Source organism: Bacteroides acidifaciens, from assembly GCF_903181435.1.
GTDB lineage: Bacteria > Bacteroidota > Bacteroidia > Bacteroidales > Bacteroidaceae > Bacteroides.
Window position 1 is genome coordinate 594,507 of sequence record NZ_CAEUHO010000001.1, and the last position, 23,843, is coordinate 618,349.

The 23,843-nt window shown below is 44.6% G+C and carries 13 protein-coding genes; 9 read left to right on the plus strand and 4 right to left on the minus strand.

Annotated features, from left to right (window positions below; translation table 11 throughout):
- Together CLIN57ABFB40_RS02355 and CLIN57ABFB40_RS02360 are read left to right on the plus strand one after the other, a co-directional pair.
- Window positions 1-1,569, plus strand: a complete 1,569-nt coding sequence (locus CLIN57ABFB40_RS02355) for a glycoside hydrolase family 32 protein (protein ID WP_175628715.1) — start codon at window positions 1-3, stop codon at window positions 1,567-1,569.
- A 100-nt stretch (window positions 1,570-1,669) separates the two neighbouring features.
- On the plus strand, window positions 1,670-3,526 hold the full coding sequence (locus CLIN57ABFB40_RS02360) for a DUF4980 domain-containing protein (RefSeq protein ID WP_074705378.1): 1,857 nt from the start codon (window positions 1,670-1,672) through the stop codon (window positions 3,524-3,526).
- A gap of 106 nt (window positions 3,527-3,632) precedes the next feature.
- On the opposite strand, the gene CLIN57ABFB40_RS02365 is transcribed toward CLIN57ABFB40_RS02360, so the two are convergent.
- Complete coding sequence (locus CLIN57ABFB40_RS02365; RefSeq protein ID WP_175628716.1) at window positions 3,633-3,806, minus strand: hypothetical protein; 174 nt, start codon at window positions 3,804-3,806, stop codon at window positions 3,633-3,635.
- Between the two features lie 61 nt (window positions 3,807-3,867).
- Here CLIN57ABFB40_RS02365 and CLIN57ABFB40_RS02370 point away from each other — a divergent pair, with 61 nt between their 5' ends.
- From CLIN57ABFB40_RS02370 to CLIN57ABFB40_RS02390, 5 genes are all read left to right on the plus strand, one after another.
- Complete coding sequence (locus tag CLIN57ABFB40_RS02370) at window positions 3,868-5,034, plus strand: MFS transporter (protein WP_175628717.1); 1,167 nt, start codon at window positions 3,868-3,870, stop codon at window positions 5,032-5,034.
- A gap of 35 nt (window positions 5,035-5,069) precedes the next feature.
- Entirely contained in the window at window positions 5,070-5,957 is an 888-nt protein-coding gene (locus tag CLIN57ABFB40_RS02375) for a carbohydrate kinase family protein (protein ID WP_175628718.1), read from the plus strand.
- 397 nt (window positions 5,958-6,354) lie between these two features.
- Window positions 6,355-11,919 (plus strand): alpha-2-macroglobulin family protein, encoded by a 5,565-nt coding sequence (locus tag CLIN57ABFB40_RS02380; RefSeq protein ID WP_175628719.1) that lies wholly within the window; start codon window positions 6,355-6,357, stop codon window positions 11,917-11,919.
- A 59-nt stretch (window positions 11,920-11,978) separates the two neighbouring features.
- The gene (locus CLIN57ABFB40_RS02385; protein ID WP_410489600.1) at window positions 11,979-14,699 is read left to right on the plus strand and encodes a substrate-binding domain-containing protein; all 2,721 of its coding nucleotides are present in this window, start codon (window positions 11,979-11,981) and stop codon (window positions 14,697-14,699) included.
- Between the two features lie 3 nt (window positions 14,700-14,702).
- Window positions 14,703-15,041: an MGMT family protein gene (locus CLIN57ABFB40_RS02390; protein WP_175628720.1), complete on the plus strand. Its 339-nt coding sequence runs from the start codon at window positions 14,703-14,705 to the stop codon at window positions 15,039-15,041.
- 86 nt (window positions 15,042-15,127) lie between these two features.
- On the opposite strand, the gene nifJ is transcribed toward CLIN57ABFB40_RS02390, so the two are convergent.
- Window positions 15,128-18,676, minus strand: coding sequence for a pyruvate:ferredoxin (flavodoxin) oxidoreductase (gene nifJ / locus CLIN57ABFB40_RS02395; protein ID WP_175628721.1), 3,549 nt, complete (start codon window positions 18,674-18,676; stop codon window positions 15,128-15,130).
- A 32-nt stretch (window positions 18,677-18,708) separates the two neighbouring features.
- Entirely contained in the window at window positions 18,709-19,887 is a 1,179-nt protein-coding gene (locus CLIN57ABFB40_RS02400; RefSeq protein WP_175628722.1) for an ATP-binding protein, read from the minus strand.
- A gap of 162 nt (window positions 19,888-20,049) precedes the next feature.
- Between CLIN57ABFB40_RS02400 and CLIN57ABFB40_RS02405 the strand changes: the two genes are divergently transcribed.
- Window positions 20,050-21,252, plus strand: coding sequence for a hypothetical protein (locus CLIN57ABFB40_RS02405; protein ID WP_175630325.1), 1,203 nt, complete (start codon window positions 20,050-20,052; stop codon window positions 21,250-21,252).
- 10 nt (window positions 21,253-21,262) lie between these two features.
- Here the strand turns inward: CLIN57ABFB40_RS02405 and CLIN57ABFB40_RS02410 are convergent, their stop codons facing one another.
- Window positions 21,263-22,819 carry an ATP-binding protein gene (locus CLIN57ABFB40_RS02410; protein WP_175628723.1) on the minus strand — a complete coding sequence of 519 codons (1,557 nt, stop codon included), beginning with the start codon at window positions 22,817-22,819 and terminating at the stop codon, window positions 21,263-21,265.
- A 468-nt stretch (window positions 22,820-23,287) separates the two neighbouring features.
- Here CLIN57ABFB40_RS02410 and tnpB point away from each other — a divergent pair, with 468 nt between their 5' ends.
- Window positions 23,288-23,797 (plus strand): IS66 family insertion sequence element accessory protein TnpB, encoded by a 510-nt coding sequence (gene tnpB / locus CLIN57ABFB40_RS02415; RefSeq protein ID WP_175628388.1) that lies wholly within the window; start codon window positions 23,288-23,290, stop codon window positions 23,795-23,797.
- Window positions 23,798-23,843 lie beyond the last annotated feature (46 nt).

Sequence of the window (23,843 nt, forward strand, 5' to 3'; positions counted from 1 at the left end):
ATGAAAAATATGATCTTACATATAGCAATCACCACGCTGTTGGCCTCAATGAGCGCTTGCAGTGATGAAATGGATCCCGTATTGACTCAAAGGGACTGGGACGGTACAGCCACTTACTTCCAATCGGCCGACGAGCATGGCTTCTCGATGTACTATAAACCGCAGGTAGGCTTTGTCGGTGACCCGATGCCATTCTATGATCCGGTTGCCAAAGACTTTAAAGTGATGTACCTGCAAGACTACCGTCCGAACCCCGAAGCTACTTACCACCCCATTTTCGGGGTGGCCACCAAAGATGGTGCTACTTATGAATCTCTCGGCGAACTGATTCCGTGTGGAGGTCGTGACGAACAGGATGCTGCCATCGGTACAGGAGGTACCATCTATAATCCGGTTGATAAACTCTACTACACCTTCTACACCGGCAATAAATTCAAACCTTCTTCCGACCAGAATGCACAGGTAGTCATGGTAGCTACCTCTCCCGACTTTAAAACATGGACCAAGAATCGCACTTTCTATCTGAAAGGAGATACGTACGGCTATGACAAGAATGACTTTCGCGATCCGTTCCTGTTCCAGACCGAAGACGGCGTTTATCACATGCTGATTGCCACCCGTAAAAGCGGAAAAGGACACATTGCCGAATTCACCTCTACTAACCTGAAAGAGTGGGCGTCTGCCGGCACATTTATGACCATGATGTGGGACCGTTTCTATGAATGTCCGGACGTATTCAAGATGGGAGACTGGTGGTATATGGTCTATTCGGAACAAGCTTCCTTCATGCGCAAGGTACAATACTTCAAAGGCAGAACACTTGAAGAACTGAAAGCAACCACCGCCAATGATGCCGGAATATGGCCGGACAATCGGGAAGGTATGCTGGACAGCCGTGCATTCTATGCAGGCAAGACTGCTTCCGATGGAACCAACCGTTACATCTGGGGCTGGTGTCCTACCCGTGCCGGCAATGATAATGGAAACGTAGGGGATGTAGAACCCGAATGGGCTGGCAACTTGGTGGCACAACGCCTCATTCAGCACGAAGACGGTACATTGACTCTCGGAGTTCCCGATGCAATCGACCGTAAATACACTTCTGCACAAGAAGTAAAAGTGATGGCTAAAGACGGAAACGTAACAGAAAGCGGTAAAACCTATACGTTGGCCGAAGGAGCTTCCGTCATCTTCAACCGGTTGAAAGTGCACAACAAGATTTCCTTTACCGTAAAAGCATCCTCGAATACAGATCGTTTTGGAATCTCTTTCGTTCGTGGAACGGACTCCAAATCATGGTATAGCATCCACGTCAACGCTGACGAGGGTAAAGCCAACTTCGAGAAAGACGGTGACAATGCCAAATACTTGTTTGATAACAAATTCAATATCCCGTCCGATAATGAATACCGTGTGACGATTTACAGTGACCAGTCGGTTTGTGTGACTTACATCAACGATCAGTTATCTTTCACGAACCGCATCTATCAAATGCAGAAGAATCCGTGGTCACTCTGTTGTTATAAAGGTGAAATCACTGTATCAGATATTCAAGTGAGCACCTATTAATAGAAAAGTAACATCTTTTACAGTGTTTGAAACAAAAGTGATAGGCGTTTCATCCCGGAGCGCCTATCTTTGCACTGTAACAACCTTAATACCATAAAGCATGAATTTAAGACTCTCTTCCAAACAAATTCAAACCTTCGCGGTTTTATTTTGTATGATTGTGATGAATATCTCTCTATCCGCCCGTGCGGACAACTCTCCTTTATTAATTAAAGATTTAGGAGAAGGACATTGCCTCGTACGTGTCAACACTAACCAGAAGTATCTGTTGTTGCCCGTAGAAGATACATCGCCCGATGTGCGTATCAGCATGATTGTTAATAATAAAGAGGTAAAGAACTTCGATGTCCGTCTGGCCATCCATAAAGTCGATTACTTTGTTCCGGTAGACCTTTCCGACTATTCCGGCAAACTAATCTCTTTCAAATTTAAAATGAACTCCAACGATCCGGTTCGTGTCAACCTTTCGCCGGACAACACTGCTTGCTGCAAGGAAATGAAATTGTCCGATACGTTCGATACAAGCAACCGTGAAAAGTTCCGTCCCACCTATCATTTCTCTCCCCTTTACGGATGGATGAACGACCCAAACGGAATGGTATACAAAGACGGCGAATACCACCTTTTCTACCAATACAACCCTTATGGTTCCAAATGGGGAAATATGAACTGGGGACATGCCATCAGCAAAGACCTCGTAAACTGGGAACATCGCCCCGTAGCAATCGCCCCGGATGCATTTGGCACTATCTTCAGTGGCTCCGCCGTGATAGACCATCATAATACCGCCGGCTTCGGTGTAGGCGCCATCGTCGCCATCTATACACAAAACAGCGACCGTCAGGTACAAAGCATTGCTTACAGCACCGACAACGGACGTACCTTTACCAAATACGAAAACAATCCTGTATTAGTATCCGAAGCACGTGACTTCCGCGACCCGAAAGTATTCTGGTACGAAGGCACCAAACGCTGGATCATGGTATTGGCAGTAGGGCAGGAAATGCAATTCTTCTCTTCCCCCAATCTGAAAGACTGGACATTTGAAAGCAGCTTCGGCAAAGGACACGGCGCACACGGAAACGTTTGGGAATGTCCCGACTTATTCGAACTCCCAGTAGAAGGAACAAATGAAAAGAAATGGGTACTGCTTTGCAGCCTCGGCGACGGTCCTTTCGGTGACTCGGCTACTCAATATTTTGTAGGCTTCTTCAACGGAAAAGAGTTTGTAAACGAATCACCCTCCAAAACCAAATGGATGGACTGGGGAAAAGATCATTATGCCACCGTGACTTGGAGTGATGCTCCCGACAACCGCCGCATCGCTATCGCATGGATGAGCAACTGGCAATACGCAAACGATGTTCCTACCTCCCAATACCGTAGCCCGAACTCCGTTCCCCGTGACTTGAGCCTGTTTACCGTAGATGGTGAGACTTACCTCCAATCAGCTCCCTCTCCCGAACTGCTGGCTTTGCGCGATGCTTCCAAGAAACGCTCGTTCAAAGTGAACGGAACACGCACAATTAAAGAAATGATTCCCGGCAATGACGGTGCATACGAAATAGAATTGGCAATCGAAAATCAACGTGCAGATGTAATCGGCTTCCGTCTCTACAATGACAAAGGCGAAGAAGTGGATATGCAATATGACATGAAAGAAAAGAAATTCTCAATGGATCGTCGCAAGAGCGGAGAGGTCAGCTTCAATGAGAATTTCCCGATGTTGACCTGGACAGCAATTGAACAAGGTAGAAACGAGGAACAAGGCGGCAAAGAGGCATTAAAACTCCGTCTGTTTGTTGATAAATCCAGCGTTGAGGCCTTTGGAGACGGTGGACGTTTTGTGATGACCAATCAGGTATTCCCTTCGGAACCTTACAACCATATCGACTTTTACAGTAAAGGAGGAGCTTATAAGGTAGACTCATTTGTAGTTTACAAGTTGAAGCCATAAGCCCGTTCTATTCCGCTCCATGCGTTCTTTCCCTGTTTCCTTAGGGCAGAGTTCCTCTTTCCCAATGAGAGAGTACCCATAAAGTGGGGATATAGTTGCTCTAAACTTAAGCTATTGGTAGTTCTTCACGGCCGTGACGAGATCCTACCACGGCCGTGGTAGCTTCTTCCCACAGCCGTGAAGAGAAGTCACCACGGCCGTGGGAAGGTAACAATACCGTAGCTTTAGCATAACAAGAAACGGGAGATACACCAACTATATAAAGGACTGACGTGTACATTGCCGTAAGGTTATGTGTCTTGTCCTATAGATACAGAAATTATTATATAAAAGATAAAACAATGGAAAACAGTAAAAACTCTTCCCTTTCCAAACTAATCCCGGTGATGCTTTGCTTCTTTGCCATGGGATTTGTTGACCTGGTAGGCATTGCCTCCAATTATGTAAAGGCAGACCTCGGTCTGTCGGACTCGCAGGCGAATATCTTCCCTTCACTGGTATTCTTCTGGTTTCTGATTTTCTCCGTACCCACAGGTATGTTGATGAGCCGCATCGGTCAGAAGAAAACCGTATTGCTTAGTTTGCTTGTGACTTTTGCTTCTTTGTTATTGCCGGTTTTCGGAGACAGCTATATGCTGATGCTGATTTCTTTCTCCCTTCTGGGCATCGGAAACGCGTTGATGCAGACTTCCCTGAATCCGTTGCTTTCTAACATCGTACGTGGCGACCGTTTGGCAAGTAGCCTGACTTTCGGCCAGTTTGTGAAAGCCATTGCCTCTTTCCTTGCTCCTTATATTGCCATGTGGGGAGCGACACAAGCCATTCCGACTTTCGATTTAGGCTGGCGCATCCTGTTCCCGATTTACATGATTGTAGCCGTTATTGCTATCCTGTTGCTCAATGTCACACAGATTAAAGAGGAAAAAGAAGAAGGCAAACCGTCTACTTTCGGACAATGTCTCGCTTTGCTTGGCAAACCGTTTATCCTGCTTTCTTTCATCGGTATCATGTGTCACGTTGGAATTGATGTAGGAACAAATACCACTGCCCCCAAGATTTTGATGGAACGTCTCGGCATGGGACTCGACGATGCGGCTTTTGCAACAAGCCTTTATTTTATCTTCCGTACGGCAGGTTGCTTTCTCGGTTCTTTCATTTTGCGTAAGATGTCGGCAAAATCGTTCTTCGGCATTAGCGTTGTGATGATGCTGATAGCGATGGCAGGTTTGTTTATATTCCATGACAAGACAATGATTTATGCATGCATCGGTCTGATTGGTTTCGGCAACTCCAATGTGTTCTCCGTAATCTTCTCGCAGGCATTACTTTACCTACCGGGTAAAAAGAATGAAGTTTCCGGTCTGATGATTATGGGACTGTTCGGCGGCACGGTATTTCCGTTGGCTATGGGAGTAGCATCCGATGCCATGGGACAGAGTGGGGCAGTAGCCGTAATGACGGTGGGCGTGCTTTATCTCTTATTCTATACGTTCCGTATTAAAAAATAATTTTATAACTTTGGAAACAATAAAATCCGTAGATCATGAATAATGTAATCGTAGGAATGGGCGAGGCGCTTTGGGATGTGTTGCCCGAAGGAAAGAAAATAGGTGGTGCTCCGGCAAACTTTGCCTATCATGTATCACAGTTTGGTTTTGACAGTCGCGTGGTGAGTGCCGTGGGCAAGGATGAGTTGGGAGACGAGATTCTGAACGTATTCAACGAAAAGAAACTGAAAACGCAGATTGAACAAGTGGATTATCCTACCGGTACGGTACAAGTGACACTGGATAACGAGGGTGTACCTTGTTACGAAATCAAAGAAGGCGTGGCATGGGATAACATACCTTTTACGGATGAACTGAAACGTTTGGCATTGAGTACGCGTGCCGTTTGCTTCGGTTCCCTGGCTCAACGTAATGAAGTGAGCCGTGCCACTATCAACCGTTTTCTGGATACGATGCCCGATATAGACGGACAACTGAAAATCTTTGATATTAATCTCCGCCAGGACTTCTACACCAAAGAGGTATTGCGCGAATCTTTCCGCCGTTGCAACATTCTGAAGATAAACGACGAAGAACTGGTGACCATCAGCCGTATGTTTGGTTATCCCGGCATCGACTTACAGGATAAATGCTGGATCCTGTTGGCAAAATACAACCTGAAGATGCTGATTCTGACTTGCGGAATTAATGGCAGTTATGTGTTTACCCCGGGTGTTGTCTCTTTCCAGGAGACACCGAGGGTTCCGGTTGCCGATACGGTGGGGGCAGGTGATTCCTTTACGGCTGCTTTCTGTGCTTCCATTTTGAATGGAAAACCGGTTCCCGAAGCTCACAAACTTGCTGTTGAAGTTTCTGCTTATGTCTGCACGCAAAGCGGTGCAATGCCCGAACTTCCGCAGGTTTTGAAAGACAGACTAATGTAATTGTTTGATGGAAAGTAAGTATAGAGGTATATCTCATTCGTGGGAATATACCTCTTGTTCTTTTTGCATGATTCGTATGATATGAGAGGTAGGGGCATAAAAAAAGGAGCAACGCCTTGCTCCAACCTTTGTTAACCTTAAATCTAATACTATGAAAAACACATTGCAAAGATACGGACTTCTGCTAAATCTGCAAATAATCCAAATAAAAAGAGATGTTTTATAACATTTATTGAGTGTTTGTCTTACGCTTTATACTTTTGTTGATAGTTTCCGGTTGAATATTGGAAACTGTTTTGCATTTCTTTGGAGGATAATGAGGAGAATAATTGGGTGATAAATAGCATACTCACAGTTTTATTTCTTATTTTTGTTCTCAATCAATCTATTGAAGACTATGAACACGATACTATGCCGGATGAAAGGTTTGCTATTATTGGGACTGTTATTTCTTTCTAGTGAGGTATTCGGGCAACCGATGATCGGGAACGATGCTTCTCCCGAGACTCTTGTTTTCGAATTGACCAATAAAGAGGCTTTGAAACTTCTAAAAGGTAAACTCCGGCAGAAACAGTGGGATAAGATACAACAGGCTCCTTTTGCCCGCTTCACAGATACATGGACCGCCCCTCCTGTAGAGGGACATTTCCTGCTGGCTGACGTAGAACGGAATGAAGTCCATTACCGGTATGCTCCGGTGATTCCTTTTCATGTTTTTCTTTTCAAAGAGTATGGTGTATTGACTTTGCAAGTGGTTGATGCCGAAGGAGTAATCAGAAAAGATGCTAAAGTACGTGTGGGCGGTAAGGCTGTATATTACGACCAGGACAGCCAAACGTATACGGATGACAACTGGTCGCAAAAGGAGCAACATATCCTGACTGTTGAATTGGATAAGTTTCGTGCCGTATTTGATTTGACAAAACATTTGGTGTCGCCCTGGTATCAGAATGACTATGGACGACAAAACGGTCCGGAGTTTTATGGTTATCTGATTACTGACAAGAACAAATATAAACCGGGTGAGACGGTTCGTTTCAAATCGTATGCTCTCTCCGAGCATAAACGCCCTCTGAAACAGGAACTTTCATTATGGATGCGCGTTGGCTCTTCCTGGCGTGACTATAAGAAGATAATGCCGGTTATCCCTTACCATCCAGGAGGCTTTGCCGGAGAATTTCAGTTGAACGATTCATTGAATTTGAAGTTAGACCAAAGCTATTCCATCCAACTTCGTGACAAGCGGGGACGCATCGTTGCTTCCACCCATTTCAACTATGAGGACTATGAACTGAATGGAAATAAGTTGCTTGCAACGTTGGCTTCGAATGTGCAATACGCACCGCAGAGTAACCGCGTCGATATCAGTGCAACGGATGCCAACGGCCTTCCTCTGCGGGAAGTGAATGTAGAAGTGACTATTGGCAGGGAACAAGTGTTTAAATCGTACACCGAAATACTTTCTTTGCCCGATACGCTGATGTCTGTGCAGGCGGAACTGGATGTCTCCGGAAAAACTTCGGTGGATATTCCTTCTCAAATATTCGGAGCTTCCGATTGTCTCTATCATGTGAATGTTGTCTTACTGACAGCGGACAACAACCGCCTGGAACAGCAGGACAAGGCGACTTTTTACTATTCTTGTTATGATGTACAGTGTACCACGCAAGCTGATACAATCTGTTTTTCATTCTTCGACTTAGGTGTGGAACGTCCCCTGGAAGCGGAACTGACTTATGGAGATAAGAAAGAAACAAAAAAAGTCCGTTTGCCTTACCGGGAACCTTTCAATCAGACCATTTCGGATTATCGCTTCAAAATACCGGAAATAGGATATGAAACAATCATTACTTCCGCCGGACTGGACCCCAAACTGGAACTGAATGGCGGAATAGAGAAAGACTCATTCTGTGTCTCCCTCTCCAATCCTTTGCAACTGGAGCTTTCCTGGTATGTATATCAGGGCAACCGATTATTGCAGAAAGGTTCGGGAAAGGAGATGGAACATAAATCCGGAGAGATTGACCCTTCTTCGGTCTATTACGTGGAGGTATTCTATTTTATGGGAAATAAGGAATGTATGATGAAACGCTCGTACACTTCGCCTTCCGAACGATTAGTGATTGAATCTGATCTGCCCGAACGGATATATCCCGGACAGACAGTGACAACAAAACTGAACGTGACAAATATTCAGGGACGTCCGGTATCTAACGTCGATCTCACTGCTTTCGCAGTCAACAGCCAACTGGATTATCAGATTCCGGACTTGCCTTATTACGGGAGTGCGCCCCGTCCCCGTGAGCAGCGTGCTTCCTATTCGATGAAGCAAAAAGAATACCTGCATACGGCTACGTTAGATTATAAACGTTGGAATGGACTGCTTCATTTAGAAGAGTTACCTTATTATCGGTTTGCTTATCCTTCGGGAAATCTGTATCGCCAGACGGTGGATACGCCGGATGGAACCACTCAATTTGCTCCTTATGTGATGTTGGACGGGAAAGCAGTCAATATCTATGTGATTGAGCAGAATGATATTCCCTGTTATTTTTCGTGGACGGAACAGCCTCAAGGGTATTCTTTTCCTGTACTTCGTCCGGCAGGGAAGCAGAAGATAACATTGCGAATGCATGACAGGGCGTTTATCATCGACTCTCTGGCTTTCGAGCGTGGCAAGAAAACAATTTTGAGCTTCGATATGAATCGGTTGCCGCAAGGAGTGGAAATGGTCTGGCTGCGCCAAAAGAAAGGAAAATACTACGAATACCAATTTGCCAAAGAAGAAAAGAAACGGTACGAACGGTATCTCTGCCGTCTTCCTGTGATGGACGGGGCGATATGTACTACTCTGGAACATGATGGAAAGTTGTTTCCGGTTTCGTTTTCGGAGTTGTCCCATTATAAAAAGAATATATTGGCAGGTCCCGTAGAGCCGGGGCCTTGGAAGTATATGAATGGCGTATTATATCGGCACGAAGGAGGTTTCTCTTATGAATTTGATGGAAATGTTGTCTATAAATATAAGGATGACGAACTGTGTCCGCGGTATTTGCATTTTTCGTCTGTGGCGAAGATTGCTACTTTGAATGATTATTATTTATCACCGGAAAGATTCCGTAACTTGGTGTCTGAACTTCGGAAGGGAAAGAGTTGGCATCCTACCCGGATTTATTTCTCTTTGCCGGATAAGAAGTTGAATTTCCGCCTTCCCGAAGAAAAAGATTCTACCGGAGTGGCAAGCCTGTTCTTTAAAGATTGCACGACTGGCGAATTGATTTATCCGGATACATTGGTGCGCATGAACCGGATTTATTCCCGACTTCCTGCCGGTACGTATGATGCGATTTTACTTTATAATAACGGGAAATACCTGAAACAAGAAGCTTTGCCTATAAAGTCATATAGCTATCTGGATGTAAATATGGAGTCTTTGCCTTTGAACGAAGCTGATTCGCTATCGGCAGGATGGCTTTTGTTGGGAGGAAGAGGGGTGATCGGTACGAATCATCCTGGTTATAAGGAGATGAGAATCACACAGTACGTGCGCAGTTATGGTGGCAAAGTCTGTGGCTATGTGACAGATGCTACTGGAGAGGCGTTGGTAGGATGCAGCGTGTTGATCAAAGGAACAACAGAAGGAACAATAACCAATGTGGATGGATATTTCGAAATGGATTGTGACAGGAGAGGCGAACAACTGCTGTTTAGCTATGTCGGCTTTAAGCCACAAGAGATGAGAGCAATGCCCGGGTCGAACCTGTTGGTTACGCTGGAGGAAAATAGCCAGGCATTGGATGAAGTGGTAGTGGTTGGATATGGGATAAGTAGAAAATATTCGTTGACGGGGGCTCTTGCCGGAGTGAGGGTAGATCAGTCTTCCTCTGCCACAACTCCTTTGGAGGAATTGGACGGACAGGATAAGGAAGAGAAAGCGAAGGAGGAAGCAGATGCCGATCGGTTGTATACTGAACTGTTGCAATTGAACGGGTTACGTCGGAATTTCTCCGATGTAGCTTTTTGGCAACCTCGTCTGTTTACGGATAAAACCGGGACTGTCCGGTTTGAGACTACTTTCCCCGACAACGTGACGAAATGGGAGACGGTGGTTTATGCCATGAACCGACGTTTGCAGACTGGAACTTTCCGTCGTTCCATCCGTTCTTACAAGCCATTGATGGCGGAACTGAAAACTCCCCGTTTCTTGGTGGAAGGAGATCAGAGTACGTTGGTTGGAACCATACGTAATTATCTGGATGGACAGCGTATAGGAGGAACCACTCAATTTGGTGTTGGAACAGATACGTTGAAACAGCGGGAAGTCGATCTGACGGAAGGATTTCATGAAACATTACCGATGCAGGCTGCGAATACTGACAGTGTGACCATCAGTTATCTTTTTACCCGGAAGGATGGGTATAAGGATGGGGAGGAATATACGATTCCGGTATTGCCGCAGGGGACAGAATTAGCACAAGGCACATTAGGCATCTTATCTGATGAGGAGACAGTGAGCGTACAATCCGGTAAGGATGAAGAAGTGGTGGTCAGCATCACGGACAATCAGTTGGATATTTACAAGGAATCAGTGAATTTCCTGACCGGATATCGATATTTGTGTAACGAGCAATTAGCTTCCAAACTGATCGGTTTACTGGCTTATCAACAGTATATGCTGGGGATAGGAGAGAAGGCGAAGGGGGATAAAGCGATCCGGACTATTATTCGCCGGTTGATGAATCATCAGAATAAGCATCGGTTATGGTCATGGTGGGGCAACTCAGAAAATACTTCTTTTTGGATGTCGGCACATATCTTACGGGCTTTGAAGATGGCAAAAGATGCTGGTTATCCCGTCGATCTGAATCTGAATGGATTGAAAGTGGAGTATGCCCATATACGTCCTTACCGGGGAATGAAACTGGAGGATATAGAAATACTTCATGCTTTGCATGACTGGAAGGTAGAAGCTGATTATTCTGTTGCTGTCAGATTATTGGAACCATTTGTCCGGCAGTTGGAACAGAAGGAAGATTCGTTGGCAAGCCGGAACAAGCATTATCGTCCTCTTTCTTATTTGAAGGAAAAGTTGCTTCTTTGGGAAATCAAACAACAAGTAGATTCTGTCAATGTTGGTGATAGCGTGCGGCATTATCTGAAAAAGGATATGTTGGGAGGCGTTTATTGTGACGATGGACGGCGCACTCATTATTGGGAAGGAAATCAAATGATTAATACATTGATTGCTTATCGGGTGATAAAGAATGATTCTTCTTTGTGCAAGTTGAAAGAGAATATGCAACTGTATATTCTGCGGACTAAAGAGCGCGGATGGAATACCTATCAGGCTTCTGCTGCGGTGGCAACTGTTCTGACAGATTTACTGACAGGATCGGAACGCAACGGAGTAGGAACGTCAGTATCCGTCAGCGGTAAGGAGAATAAGCGGATTATGGAATTTCCTTATCATGCCCGATTGACGGCAGGGGATAGTCTGTTTATTTCAAAAACAGGTAAAGAGCCTTTATTGTACAGTGTTTATTCAACGAAGCGAGTGATGGATGCTCGCGAAAGTGATGCTTTTAAGGTGGAGGCGGTCTTGGAGAAAGATTCTCTGGTAGCGGGTGTGCCTGTTATGCTGACAGTCACCTTGCAGGTGAAACAGGAAGGTGCGCAATATGTGATGCTCGAAGTTCCTATTCCGGCGGGTTGCAGTTATGCTTCAAAACCTGTTAATTTCTCCCGTTCTGAAGTATATCGTGAATATTTTAAGGAGAAAACTGTTATCTTTAGCGAAAAATTACCGGTAGGCATTTATCAGTTTACTATCCCTTTGCTTCCACGCTTTACAGGAAAATACACGCTGAATCCTGTGAAAGTGGAGTTGATGTACTTTCCGGTAGTGAATGCTAATAATGAAGGACGAAAAATTTGGATTACAGAAAGAAATACGAAAGAATGAGAATGATTAGAGCGATGAGGTATACAAAGTGGATAGCGGTCTTGCTTTGTTTTCTTGGCATGACTGCTTGTCGGCAGGACACACACCGCTTCCGTATCGGGGTGGCGCAATGCAGCGATGATTCTTGGCGACATAAGATGAATGATGAGATTCTTCGCGAAGCCATGTTTTACGATGGAGTATCGGTTGAAATCCGGTCGGCTGCGGATGATAATCGCAAACAGGCGGAAGACGTTCATTATTTTATAGATAAAGGAGTAGATTTATTGATTATCTCTGCCAACGAAGCGGCTCCGATGACTCCGATTGTAGAAGAGGCTTACCAAAAGGGAATCCCTGTTATTCTGGTCGACCGGAAGATTCTTTCCGATAAATATACTGCATATATCGGTGCTGATAATTATGAAATAGGTCGTGCAGTAGGAAATTACATTGCGTCTACCCTGAAAGGAAAAGGAAATGTGGTGGAACTTACCGGACTGGGTGGTTCGACTCCTGCTATGGAACGTCATCAGGGATTTATGGCGGCTATCAGTAACTTTCCGGATATTAAGTTGATTGATAAGGCGGATGCGGCCTGGGAGCGCGCACCGGCGGAAGTGGCAATGGACAGCATACTCCACCGCCATCCGAAGATTGATGCCGTATATGCTCATAATGACCGCATAGCTCCGGGAGCTTATCAGGCTGCCAAGAAGGCGGGGCGGGAGAAAGAAATGATATTTGTCGGCATTGATGCTTTGCCGGGCAAAGGAAACGGACTGGAACTTGTGCTTGACAGTGTATTGGATGCTACCTTTATTTATCCGACTAACGGCGATAAAGTACTGCAATTGGCAATGAATATTCTCGAAGCAAAACCTTACCCCCGTGAAACCGTCATGAATACAGCAGTAGTAGACAGGACAAACGCACACGTCATGCAACTTCAGACTACTCACATCTCGGAACTGGACCAAAAGATAGAAACACTGAACGGACGTATCGGTGGATATTTGTCACGTGTGGCTACGCAACAAGTGGTGTTGTATGGCGGTTTGGTTATTCTCTTATTGGTGGCAGGACTATTGGTCGTTGTCTACAACTCGCTTCGCTCTAAAAATCGTTTGAATAAAGAACTGTCCGAACAAAAAAGGCAGTTGGAAGAACAACGGGATAAGTTGGAGGAACAGCGCGACCAGTTAATACAACTTTCCCACCAACTAGAAGAAGCTACTCATGCCAAACTGGTGTTCTTTACGAACATTTCACATGATTTCCGAACTCCCTTAACTTTGGTTGCCGACCCTGTGGAACATCTGTTAGCCGATAAGGCTTTGAGTGATGACCAACACCGGATGTTGTTGCTGGTACAGCGAAACGTAAATATTCTCTTGCGCCTGGTTAATCAGATTTTGGATTTCCGTAAGTATGAAAACGGAAAGATGGAATACACGCCTGTCCCGGTTGATATTCTTTCCTCTTTCGAAGGCTGGAATGAATCTTTCCTGGCGGCAGCCCGCAAAAAGCATATTCATTTTTCTTTTGACAATATTCCGGATACGGATTTCCGTACTTTGGCAGACGTAGAGAAGTTGGAACGTATTTATTTTAATCTTCTCTCCAATGCCTTCAAGTTTACTCCAGAGAATGGTAAGGTTTCCGTCCGTTTGTCTACCTTGACAAAAGAGGATAACCGGTGGATTCGTTTTACAGTATCCAACACCGGTTCGATGATTTCAGCCGAGCATATTCGTAATATTTTTGACCGTTTTTATAAAATAGACATGCATCATGCCGGTTCGGGAATAGGACTGGCTTTGGTAAAGGCTTTCGTCGAGCTGCATGGCGGAGCTATATCAGTAGAAAGTGATGAAAAGCAGGGCACTGTCTTCACCGTCGATTTACCGTTATGGACTTGTGTTGATGAGACCTCTTCATTAGACCCTCCGGCATCTTCTGTTTCCGAAGTTTCTCCTTTGAATGACGCTTTACCTGTTGAAGAAGAACTGGAAAAGAACTATGATTCTTCCAAACCTTCCGTGCTTATCATTGATGATAATGCGGATATTCGTTCATATGTTCATGGGTTGCTTCATACGGACTATACCGTGATTGAAGCCGTAGACGGTTCGGAGGGTATTCGCAAAGCTATGAAATATGTCCCGGACTTGATAATCTCCGATGTTATGATGCCGGGCATTGATGGTATTGAATGTTGCCGCCGTTTGAAAAGCGAACTGCAAACATGTCATATTCCTGTTATCCTGTTAACAGCCTGTTCTTTGGATGAACAAAGGATTCAAGGCTATGATGGTGGTGCGGACTCTTATATTTCCAAGCCTTTCAGTTCGCAATTGTTGCTGGCGCGTGTCCGCAACCTGATAGATTCACATCATCGTCTGAAACAATTCTTCGGTGACGGACAGACATTGGCAAAAGAGGATGTCTGCGATATGGACAAGGACTTTGTTGAAAAATTCAAAGCCTTGATTGATGCGAAAATGGGGGATTCCGGTTTAAATGTAGAAGATTTGGGCAAAGAAATGGGCTTGAGCCGTGTGCAGCTTTATCGGAAGATAAAATCTCTAACCAATTATTCTCCTAATGAATTGCTCCGTATTGCCCGTCTAAAGAAAGCCGCCTCTCTGCTCGCTTCATCAGATATGACGGTAGCCGAAATAGGTTATGAAGTCGGCTTCAGTTCCCCTTCTTATTTTGCCAAATGCTATAAGGAACAGTTTGGTGAGAGTCCGACGGATTTGTTGAAGAGGAGAAAGGAAAGGATAAGTAAAGTTTAGGTAATGAAAGATTATAAAGTAGATAAAGCAAGCCTTTCTGATGAATTTCGCCGGGAGGTATATCAGGTGGTCTGTGAAATCCCTTCAGGCAAAGTTTCCACTTATGGCAGTATTGCCGCATTACTGGGAATGCCCCAATGCTCCCGGATGGTGGGGCGTGCCTTGAAGCTGGTGCCGGATGACGTTTCTGTGCCTTGTCATAGGGTTGTCAATGCATCGGGGCGTCCTGTTCCCGGTTGGGAAGAGCAAAAACGATTACTCTTGGAAGAAGGGGTTTCTTTCAAACAAAATGGGTGTGTAGACCTGAAAAAGCATCTTTGGAGCTACTCCGTTCCCGAATAAGATTTCTAATCTTTGAGTGATAAAACAAAAACGGGAGCCATGCATTGAACAGGCTCCCGTTTTTATATGTATCAGAGAGTGATTAATTATTCAGCACCCCAGTTTTCTCTAGCCAAACGTTTGTAGCTGTTGTAACGCCATTTAGCGTTTTCTTCAGCAGCTTTGAACAGTTCTTCAGCTTCAGCAGGATATTGTTTCATTACAGAAGCGTAACGAACTTCACCCTTCAAGAAACCTTGGAAATCTTCCCAGTTCGGTTCTTTGCTATCCAATTGGAATGGGTTCTTGCCTTCTTCTTCCAAAGCCGGGTTGTAACGCCACAAGTGCCAGTAACCGCACTTAACAGCTTTTTCTTCTTCTTCTTGGCTCTTACCCATACCGGCTTTCAGACCGTGGTTGATACATGGAGCGTAAGCGATAATCAAAGATGGCCCAGGATATGCTTCAGCTTCACGGATAGCTTTCAGAGTTTGAGCTTGGTCAGCACCCATAGCGATCTGTGCAACATATACATAACCGTAAGTAGTAGCCATCAGACCGAGGTCTTTCTTACGTACGCGCTTACCAGCAGCAGCAAACTTAGCGATAGCACCTACCGGAGTAGATTTAGAAGACTGACCACCTGTGTTAGAGTAAACCTCAGTATCCAGAACAAGGATGTTAACGTCCTTACCGGAAGCGATTACATGGTCAAGACCACCGTAACCGATATCGTAAGAAGCACCGTCACCACCGATAATCCACTGGCTGCGTTTTACAAGATATTGTTGCAGTTCAGCGATTTGTTTGCAGTGGTTGCATTTATCCTTGTTAGCTTCAACCATCGGGATGATCTTAGCTGCCAATTCCTTAGTCTTGTCTGCATCCAACATATTGTTGATCCATTCTGCGAACAATTCTTTAGCTTCAGCAGGAGTGCAGTCAGCAGCAATAGCCTCGTTCATCACTTTCACGAGACGAGCACGCATCTTTTCGTTAGCCAATTCCATACCCAAACCGAATTCACAGAAGTCTTCGAACAGTGAGTTAGCCCAAGCAGGACCGTGTCCGTTTTCGTTTGTAGTATACGGAGTAGAAGGAACAGAACCAGAGTAGATAGAAGAACATCCGGTAGCGTTAGCAACCATTTCACGGTCACCGAACAATTGAGAAATCAATTTCACGTACGGAGTTTCACCACAACCGGAGCAAGCGCCGGAGAACTCAAACAACGGAGTAGCGAACTGTGAGTTCTTCACGTTAGACTTAATGTCAACAAGATGTTGTTTAGTCTTCACGTTTTCAGTACAGTAAGTCCAGTTGTCAGCTTCAGCCAATTGGCTTTCGAGGTGTTTCATTGTCAATGCTTTGCCACCCTTCTTCGGATTACCCGGACAGATGTCGGCACAGTTACCGCAACCCAGACAGTCGAGAACGTCCACCTGAATACGGAATGTCATACCATCGAATACTTTACCTACCGCTTTCAGTTGTTCGAACTTAGCACCCTTCTGCTCTTCAGCATCGAGTACGAACGGACGGATAGAAGCGTGAGGACAAACGTATGCACACTTGTTACACTGGATACAGTTTTCCGGATTCCATTCAGGAACGAAGGCAGCTACACCACGTTTTTCGTATTTAGCAGTACCTTGATACCAAGTACCATCTTCGATACCCTTGAATGCAGATACTGGCAACAAGTCACCGTCTTGTGCATTGATCGGACGAACTACTTCGTTGATGAATGCAGGATCGTTGTTTTCAGCTTTTGCGTCATCCGGCAGGTTAGCCCAAGCAGGATCAACAGCCAAAGTCTTGTATTCACCACCACGGTCAACGGCAGCATAGTTTTTGTTAACAACGTCTTCACCCTTCTTGCCGTAAGACTTAACGATGAATTTCTTCATCTGTTCAACAGCTTGGTCTACAGGAATAACGCCTGTGATACGGAAGAATGCAGATTGAAGGATCGTGTTGGTACGGTTGCCCAAACCGATTTCCTGTGCAATCTGAGTTGCGTTGATATAGTATACGGAAATGTTGTTCTGCGCGAAGTATTTCTTCACCTTGTTAGGCAGGTTCTTAGCCAGTTCTTCGCCTTCCCAGATAGTGTTCAGCAAGAAAGAACCGTTCTTACGCAAACCGCGGGTTACATCGTACATGTGCAGGTAAGCCTGAACGTGACAAGCAACGAAATTCGGAGTATTTACCAAGTAAGTAGAACGGATCGGAGTATCACCGAAACGCAAGTGAGAACAAGTGAAACCACCTGACTTCTTAGAGTCGTATGAGAAGTAAGCTTGGCAGTGTTTGTCAGTGTTGTCACCGATAATCTTTACAGAGTTCTTGTTAGCACCTACTGTACCGTCAGCACCCAAACCGTAGAATTTAGCTTCGAACATACCTTCGCCGCCTAAAGCGATTTCTTCTTTTTGAGGAAGAGAAGTGAAAGTAACGTCGTCTACGATACCGATAGTGAAGTGGTTCTTCGGCATTGGCATAGCCAGGTTTTCGAATACTGAAAGGATTTGAGCAGGAGTAGTATCTTTTGAACCCAAACCGTAACGACCGCCAACGATAACCGGAGCATTTTCTGCACCGTAGAAGCAGTCTTTAACGTCAAGGTAAAGAGGTTCGCCGTTAGCACCCGGTTCTTTAGTACGGTCAAGAACTGCGATAGCCTTAGCAGTCTTAGGTACAGCAGCCAGGAAGTGTTTAGCAGAGAACGGACGATACAGGTGTACGGCAACCATACCCACTTTTTCGCCGTTTGCTACCAGGTAGTCGATAGCTTCGCGGGCAGCTTCTGTTACAGAACCCATAGCGATAATTACGCGTTCTGCATCTTCTGCACCATAGTAATCGAACAAACCGTATTTACGACCTGTGATCTTAGAAATTTCATTCATGTATTCTTCTACGATAGCAGGAACTGCTTCATAGTAGTTGTTGCATGATTCACGATGTTGGAAGAAATGGTCAGGATTTTCAGCCATACCACGAGCTACCGGTTTCATCGGGTTCAGTGCGCGGGCACGGAATTCAGCCAAAGCTTCCTGGTCGATCAGCGGAGCAAGATCATCATTTTCCAACATTTCAATCTTCTGGATTTCGTGAGATGTACGGAAACCATCGAAGAAGTTCATGAACGGAACGCGAGATTTGATGGTAGCCAAGTGAGCAACACCAGCCAAATCCATAACTTCCTGTACAGAGCCTTCAGCCAACATCGCAAAACCAGTCTGACGAGCTGACATTACGTCTTGGTGGTCACCGAAGATACACAATGCGTGAGAAGCCAATGTACGAGCAGATACATGGAATACGCAAGGCAAGAACTCACCGGCAATTTTGTACATGTTAGGAATCATCAGGAGAAGACCCTGAGAAGCAGTGTAAGTAGTAGTCAACGCACCAGCCTGAAGAGAACCGTGAACTGCACCGGCAGCACCACCTTCAGATTGCATTTCCTGTACCAATACTGTTTCGCCGAAGATGTTCTTACGTCCTGCGGCAGACCATTCGTCTACGTACTCAGCCATAGTCGAAGAAGGAGTGATGGGATAGATAGCTGCTACTTCAGAGAACATATACGAGATATGTGCTGCAGCTTGGTTACCATCACAAGTGATGAATTTCTTCTGTTTAGTCATAACTAAATTAAATATTTAAGTAAATAAATCTTTTAATATAAAAAGCCGAACATCCAGAGAGGTATCTGGTTGCCCCGACCTATTTCAGCCTTATGCAACGCATACGTTACATTCGGATTGTTCTTGATCTTTGCGCCTTCCTGGCAAATTTTGAACGGCATTACTTCGTCTACCATAAAAGAGACGTTTTTATCCCCTTTATGTACCTTATGGTCTTTCCATAAAGAATTTGCAAAAAATGTGTCGAGCACATCCTGCTCTTCCACTTTCACCGGATAGATGGAATACATCAGGTTGGAGTTGTGCATCATTATTTTCGAAGGTTTTTTAGGGAATTCTTCCCCTTTGGGATAAACCAGATTAATGAGCCGTGCGTCTGCCAGATACTTGATATAGTTCATTACCGTAGCGCGGGATGTCTGTATGTCGCTTGCCAGTTGGCTTACATTTGGAGCCTTCGGGCCGTCGACAGCGAGCAAATATAGTAATTTTTTTATCTTTGAAAGATATTTCAGTTCAATTTGTTTGATGAGCAGGATATCTACTTCCACCATCATGTTCATCGTCTTCAGCAGATTCTCCGAAAAGTTACGTTTTTCGAGGAAGAACGGATAGAATCCGTGGTGCAGGTAATCCTGAAAATAGTCAAGCGGACGAACTTTGGAGAGTACTCCTTTGGCAATCTGTTCGTGAGTGCTAAGAATTTCTTCGAGGCTGTATGCCCGGAATTTCATGCCTGTCTGCAAGTTCAGGAATTCACGGAAAGAGAATCCGCGCAGGTTATAGCTCTTTGCGATATCACGCAGTTCGAGATTTTCTTCTTTCAGTCGCATCACGGACGAGCCGGTAAAGACAATTTTCAGATTAGGAAAACGGTCGTAACACATGCGTAACTCTTTGCTCCATTCCGGATGTTTGAACACCTGGTCGATCAACAATACTTTTCCGCCACGTTTCTGAAATTCGTTGGCGAAATCTACGATGCTATGTCCTGAGAAATAGAAGTTGTTCATGTTGATGAACAGGCATGAACGGTCTGTTCCGAATTTCTCTTTGGCGTACTGGAGAAGGAAGGTGGTTTTTCCTACGCCACGTGTCCCTTTGATACCAATCAAGCGGTCGCTCCAGTCAATCTCGTCCATAAGGTCGCGGCGAACGGGGGCATTAGTGTGCTCAACTAGGTAGGCGTGTGTGCGGTAGAATGATTCCATTTCTGTTCTTTGTTTTTCGGGTGGCAAATATAGTGCTTTTTTTAGGATTTGCAAAGTAGAGATGGCAAAATTGTGTGTTTAATTCCAACTTTCTGTTTATTGTAGTCCTTCCTGGCTATTTCCTGTATATATTTGCAGAATAAAGTTTTGAATTCATTTGAAATGACAAAAAAGGCTCTTTATATATTCAATCCGGAACATGATTTGGCACTTGCCAGTGGTGAAGCGAATTATATGGCTCCGGCTTCCGCCAGGCGGATGGCTTCCGAACTGTCTCTGCTTCCGATGTGGTATGCGGGAGAGGAGAGTGCGGTGTTGGCTCCTTCTGCCTATAATCTGGATTATTTGAGACAAATGCAGGAGTTACTGGATATTCCGGTTCGTTTGATAACGGAGCCGGAACTGGCTTCTGAACCAGATTGGGATATTCATCCTTGGGGCTGGGATGTAGCTTTACGGAAGCGGCTATCTGTGTTGGGCGTGGATGAAGCCCTGCTTCCTTCCGTGGAGCAATTAAATGGTTTGCGAGAATATTCCCATCGTTCTAAAGCTGTCTCGTTGCTTCCGGAATTGCAATTGGATGAGTATTTCTGTGGAGAATCATATTATTTGGAAACACCGGAAGAATGGAAAGCTTTTGTGGAGGAGCGGGAAGGCTGCCTATTGAAAGCTCCGCTTTCGGGAAGTGGCAAGGGATTGAATTGGTGTAAAGGTGCATTTACTCCTTTTATTTCCGGTTGGTGTGCGCGTGTGGCTGCTTCGCAAGGCGGAGTTATCGCGGAGCCTATATATAATAAGGTGGAGGATTTTGCCATGGAGTTTTATTCCGACGGTGCAGGTGGAGTGACGTTTGCGGGATATTCCCTCTTTCATACCGGAAAGAGCGGAATGTATGAAGGAAACCGTTTACTTTCTAATGAGGCAATCCAAAAACAACTTTCGCAATATGTCCCTTTGGAGGCTTTGACAGATTTGGAGAACTGTCTGAAATACAAACTTTCTGCATTGGTAGAAACCGTTTATAAAGGTTATCTTGGAGTTGATATGATGATTTGCCGGTTTTCGGAGAATAAAAAAACTGTATTCCGAATTCATCCTTGTGTGGAAATTAATCTGCGAATGAATATGGGAGTCATGACACGTCTTCTGTATGACCGTTATGTACATACTGATTCTACAGGACATTTCGGAATTGATTATCATCCTTCGGAAGGTGAAGCCTTGAAGGAGCATGAGCGACTGTCCGCAACCTTTCCGTTGGAAATCAGGGAAGGGAAAGTGCATTCCGGTTATTTACCTTTGGTGCCTGTTCATAAGAGAAGTTGCTATCGGACGTGGATATTGGTAGCTCCCGATAATATTTAACTTTATCTGTTCACACTAACCAGCGATTGATATTGCGTTTTTCCGCACTGAACTCCACCCCGATCTTTATCACTTCACGTCCGTCTGCCTGATACGGTATCAGATAGCCTTTATTGTCAATCTGCTTCAATGCCGCTTCTGCCGTGTCATGCAGCTTGAATTCGAAGACATAGATATATTTAGGTGTTTTCACTACGGCGTCTGCACGACCGCGGGCGCTGCGCACTTCGGCATCAGTGAACTGTCCCATAAGTTTGAAGACAATATAGAAAACTACTTGGTAGTGGCGTTCAGTTTGCTCGTTCAGTTCGTAGTTGAAATCAGCAAAGAAGGCTTGCAGGCGGGTGAGAAAGGCATCGTAGTCTCCACTCTCTAACTCATTGACGAACTTGCCGATGTAAAAGCCTTGATCGTTATTCTTCACTCCAGTGTAGAACGGTACTAGGAAATCCATGAAACCGTAACGCACCTCATCGTTCGGAAATTCCAACAGGTAGTTGCGAAAACGTTCATCATAAGCTTTTATCGTCAGATAACCACTTTGATAAATCAGCGGAATTGGATTCTTGGAATCTACCCGATACTCGGAAAACATGGAAGACGGTGCTTCGATGCCGTCGAGCAAAGTACGTAGGTCATATTCGGTTTCTTGCAGCATCTCGACGAGAAAAGTCGGGGTACCGGTTTGGAACCAGTAATTGTCGAACACTTTTGATTTTAGGACATTCAGTACACTGAACGGGTTGAAAATGCCTACCGAGTTGATGCAAAAATGATAGCCGTCATAGAGACGCGTCATTCGTAACACTGCCTCGTCATAAGAAATGGAATTATTGGTTGCAAGTATCTTTATTTCCGGTTGGAAAGTATCCAATAATTCTTGAAGAGTGATGCCGCAAAGAGTGCCGTAATCGGGCCATAAGGTGATGTCCTGCAACTGGTTGAGGTCACTGAATACACTTACTTGTGCGAATTTCGTCACTCCCGTGAGGAAAACAAAACGCAGGTAGCGGTCAGTGCTTTTCAATACTCCATAAAAGGCTTTCAGAGTTTTACGGTAGTCATCCAATAGGCCGTCATTACCTAGGGCTTGAAGTAACGGTTTGTCATATTCGTCTACCAAAACCACAACGCTGTTGCCTGTTTGCTCGTAGGCACGGCGGATGATGCCGGAGAAGCGGCCGGAAAGAGTATTTTCATCCATTCCTTTGCCATACTGAATCTCCCATAGGGTAAGTTGACGGCTAAGAATATCATAAAGTCTTTCCGGGGAGTCATACTTTTCTGCGTTCAAATCCAGATGTAGCACAGGATGCTTTTCCCATTTCGTTTCCAGCTTTTCGATGGCAAGTCCTTCGAAGAGTTCTTTCTTTCCTTCAAAGTAGGCTTCAAAGGTAGATAGGAGAAGACTTTTACCGAAACGGCGTGGACGGCTCAGAAAGTAAGGAGTAGATGTATAAGCTATTTTCCACACAAGTTCTGTCTTATCTACATATAGATAATCACCCTTGCGAAGTTTCTCAAAAGTCTGTATCCCAATGGGGAGTTTGCGAAGCAGGTCATTCATTGTTAATCTCCTTTTAGTGGTTCAAAGATAATCATTATTTTCGTAATATTCCGTTTTCAATATGTCAAAGAATGGGTATTATAATTTTGTTTAACTGGAAAATTATCATTTAGCTCATTCTGGCACATGATTTGATTTAAATGATACATAATGAAAAAACATCTATCATAAGTATCATTCATTTTAATAATCTTTTTATTATCAAAAGAATAGGTATGATAGATAGCTTTAAAAAAATGTATCTATCATACTTTTACCAGCAAAAATAGGTTATCTATCATCAACAAAATAGCCGAATAAAGGTCCTATATAGATAAGATAGCTTGTTTTTGTTGCAATGAACCTGTGTAAATCCGATGATCATGGCTTAATAATCCAACTTTAACGGTAAGCATTCGGCCTCGTGCGTGTTTGTTTCCCTTCTTTTCCTTCCTACCTTTGTGTCTTCATTACAATCTTAATCCATATATGTGTTCTGTATTAGTATTTTCTAGCGAAAGTGATAAACTACGTAGTCTTTTGTCCGAGTCTAACCATTTTGATTCGGTTCTTTTCATATTTGATGGTGGTCGTCGTTATAAAGTTTCGGCTTCCAGCCTTGGTATCCATTCCCCTCAGGACCTACTTCTCCCTTTAGGCCTTGGTCTTTTCCGTAGCAGTCCTTTCTGGGCCTATTACCTTTATCCCCAAGGTTGTAATTTCCATAAAGGCATTGACGGTCTTTGTGGCGAGGTCATCCGGCACACGGGCTCTTGCGTGTCAGAGCAGAGTTGCCATGTTTTTCTTGACCGCTCCCGTAGCAGGTTGCATATCCTTTATCGGTGCGACGACGAATACCGTTTGGAATACCGTCGTCTGAATCGCGGCTCTTTTTTCTTGAAAAAGGACGAACGGAAGAGGGATTTTCTTCAAATTTCCTGGAATCGCCTGAATGAGCTGCTTACTGTTAAAAAGTATCGGAAAACAGTTGAAAAGTAATCTCCCGTCCTACAAGCCGTTCTGCTTTATTTTCATAACTTTGTCA

What these genes read in the sequence shown, in the direction of transcription:
- CLIN57ABFB40_RS02355 (WP_175628715.1), top strand. Translation starts at nt 1, where the DNA reads ATGAAAAATATGATCTTACATATAGCAATCACCACGCTGTTGGCCTCA.
- CLIN57ABFB40_RS02360 (WP_074705378.1), top strand. Translation starts at nt 1,670, where the DNA reads ATGAATTTAAGACTCTCTTCCAAACAAATTCAAACCTTCGCGGTTTTA.
- CLIN57ABFB40_RS02365 (WP_175628716.1), bottom strand. Translation starts at nt 3,806, where the DNA reads ATGTACACGTCAGTCCTTTATATAGTTGGTGTATCTCCCGTTTCTTGT.
- CLIN57ABFB40_RS02370 (WP_175628717.1), top strand. Translation starts at nt 3,868, where the DNA reads ATGGAAAACAGTAAAAACTCTTCCCTTTCCAAACTAATCCCGGTGATG.
- CLIN57ABFB40_RS02375 (WP_175628718.1), top strand. Translation starts at nt 5,070, where the DNA reads ATGAATAATGTAATCGTAGGAATGGGCGAGGCGCTTTGGGATGTGTTG.
- CLIN57ABFB40_RS02380 (WP_175628719.1), top strand. Translation starts at nt 6,355, where the DNA reads ATGAACACGATACTATGCCGGATGAAAGGTTTGCTATTATTGGGACTG.
- CLIN57ABFB40_RS02385 (WP_410489600.1), top strand. Translation starts at nt 11,979, where the DNA reads ATGACTGCTTGTCGGCAGGACACACACCGCTTCCGTATCGGGGTGGCG.
- CLIN57ABFB40_RS02390 (WP_175628720.1), top strand. Translation starts at nt 14,703, where the DNA reads ATGAAAGATTATAAAGTAGATAAAGCAAGCCTTTCTGATGAATTTCGC.
- nifJ (WP_175628721.1), bottom strand. Translation starts at nt 18,676, where the DNA reads ATGACTAAACAGAAGAAATTCATCACTTGTGATGGTAACCAAGCTGCA.
- CLIN57ABFB40_RS02400 (WP_175628722.1), bottom strand. Translation starts at nt 19,887, where the DNA reads ATGGAATCATTCTACCGCACACACGCCTACCTAGTTGAGCACACTAAT.
- CLIN57ABFB40_RS02405 (WP_175630325.1), top strand. Translation starts at nt 20,050, where the DNA reads ATGACAAAAAAGGCTCTTTATATATTCAATCCGGAACATGATTTGGCA.
- CLIN57ABFB40_RS02410 (WP_175628723.1), bottom strand. Translation starts at nt 22,819, where the DNA reads ATGAATGACCTGCTTCGCAAACTCCCCATTGGGATACAGACTTTTGAG.
- tnpB (WP_175628388.1), top strand. Translation starts at nt 23,288, where the DNA reads ATGTGTTCTGTATTAGTATTTTCTAGCGAAAGTGATAAACTACGTAGT.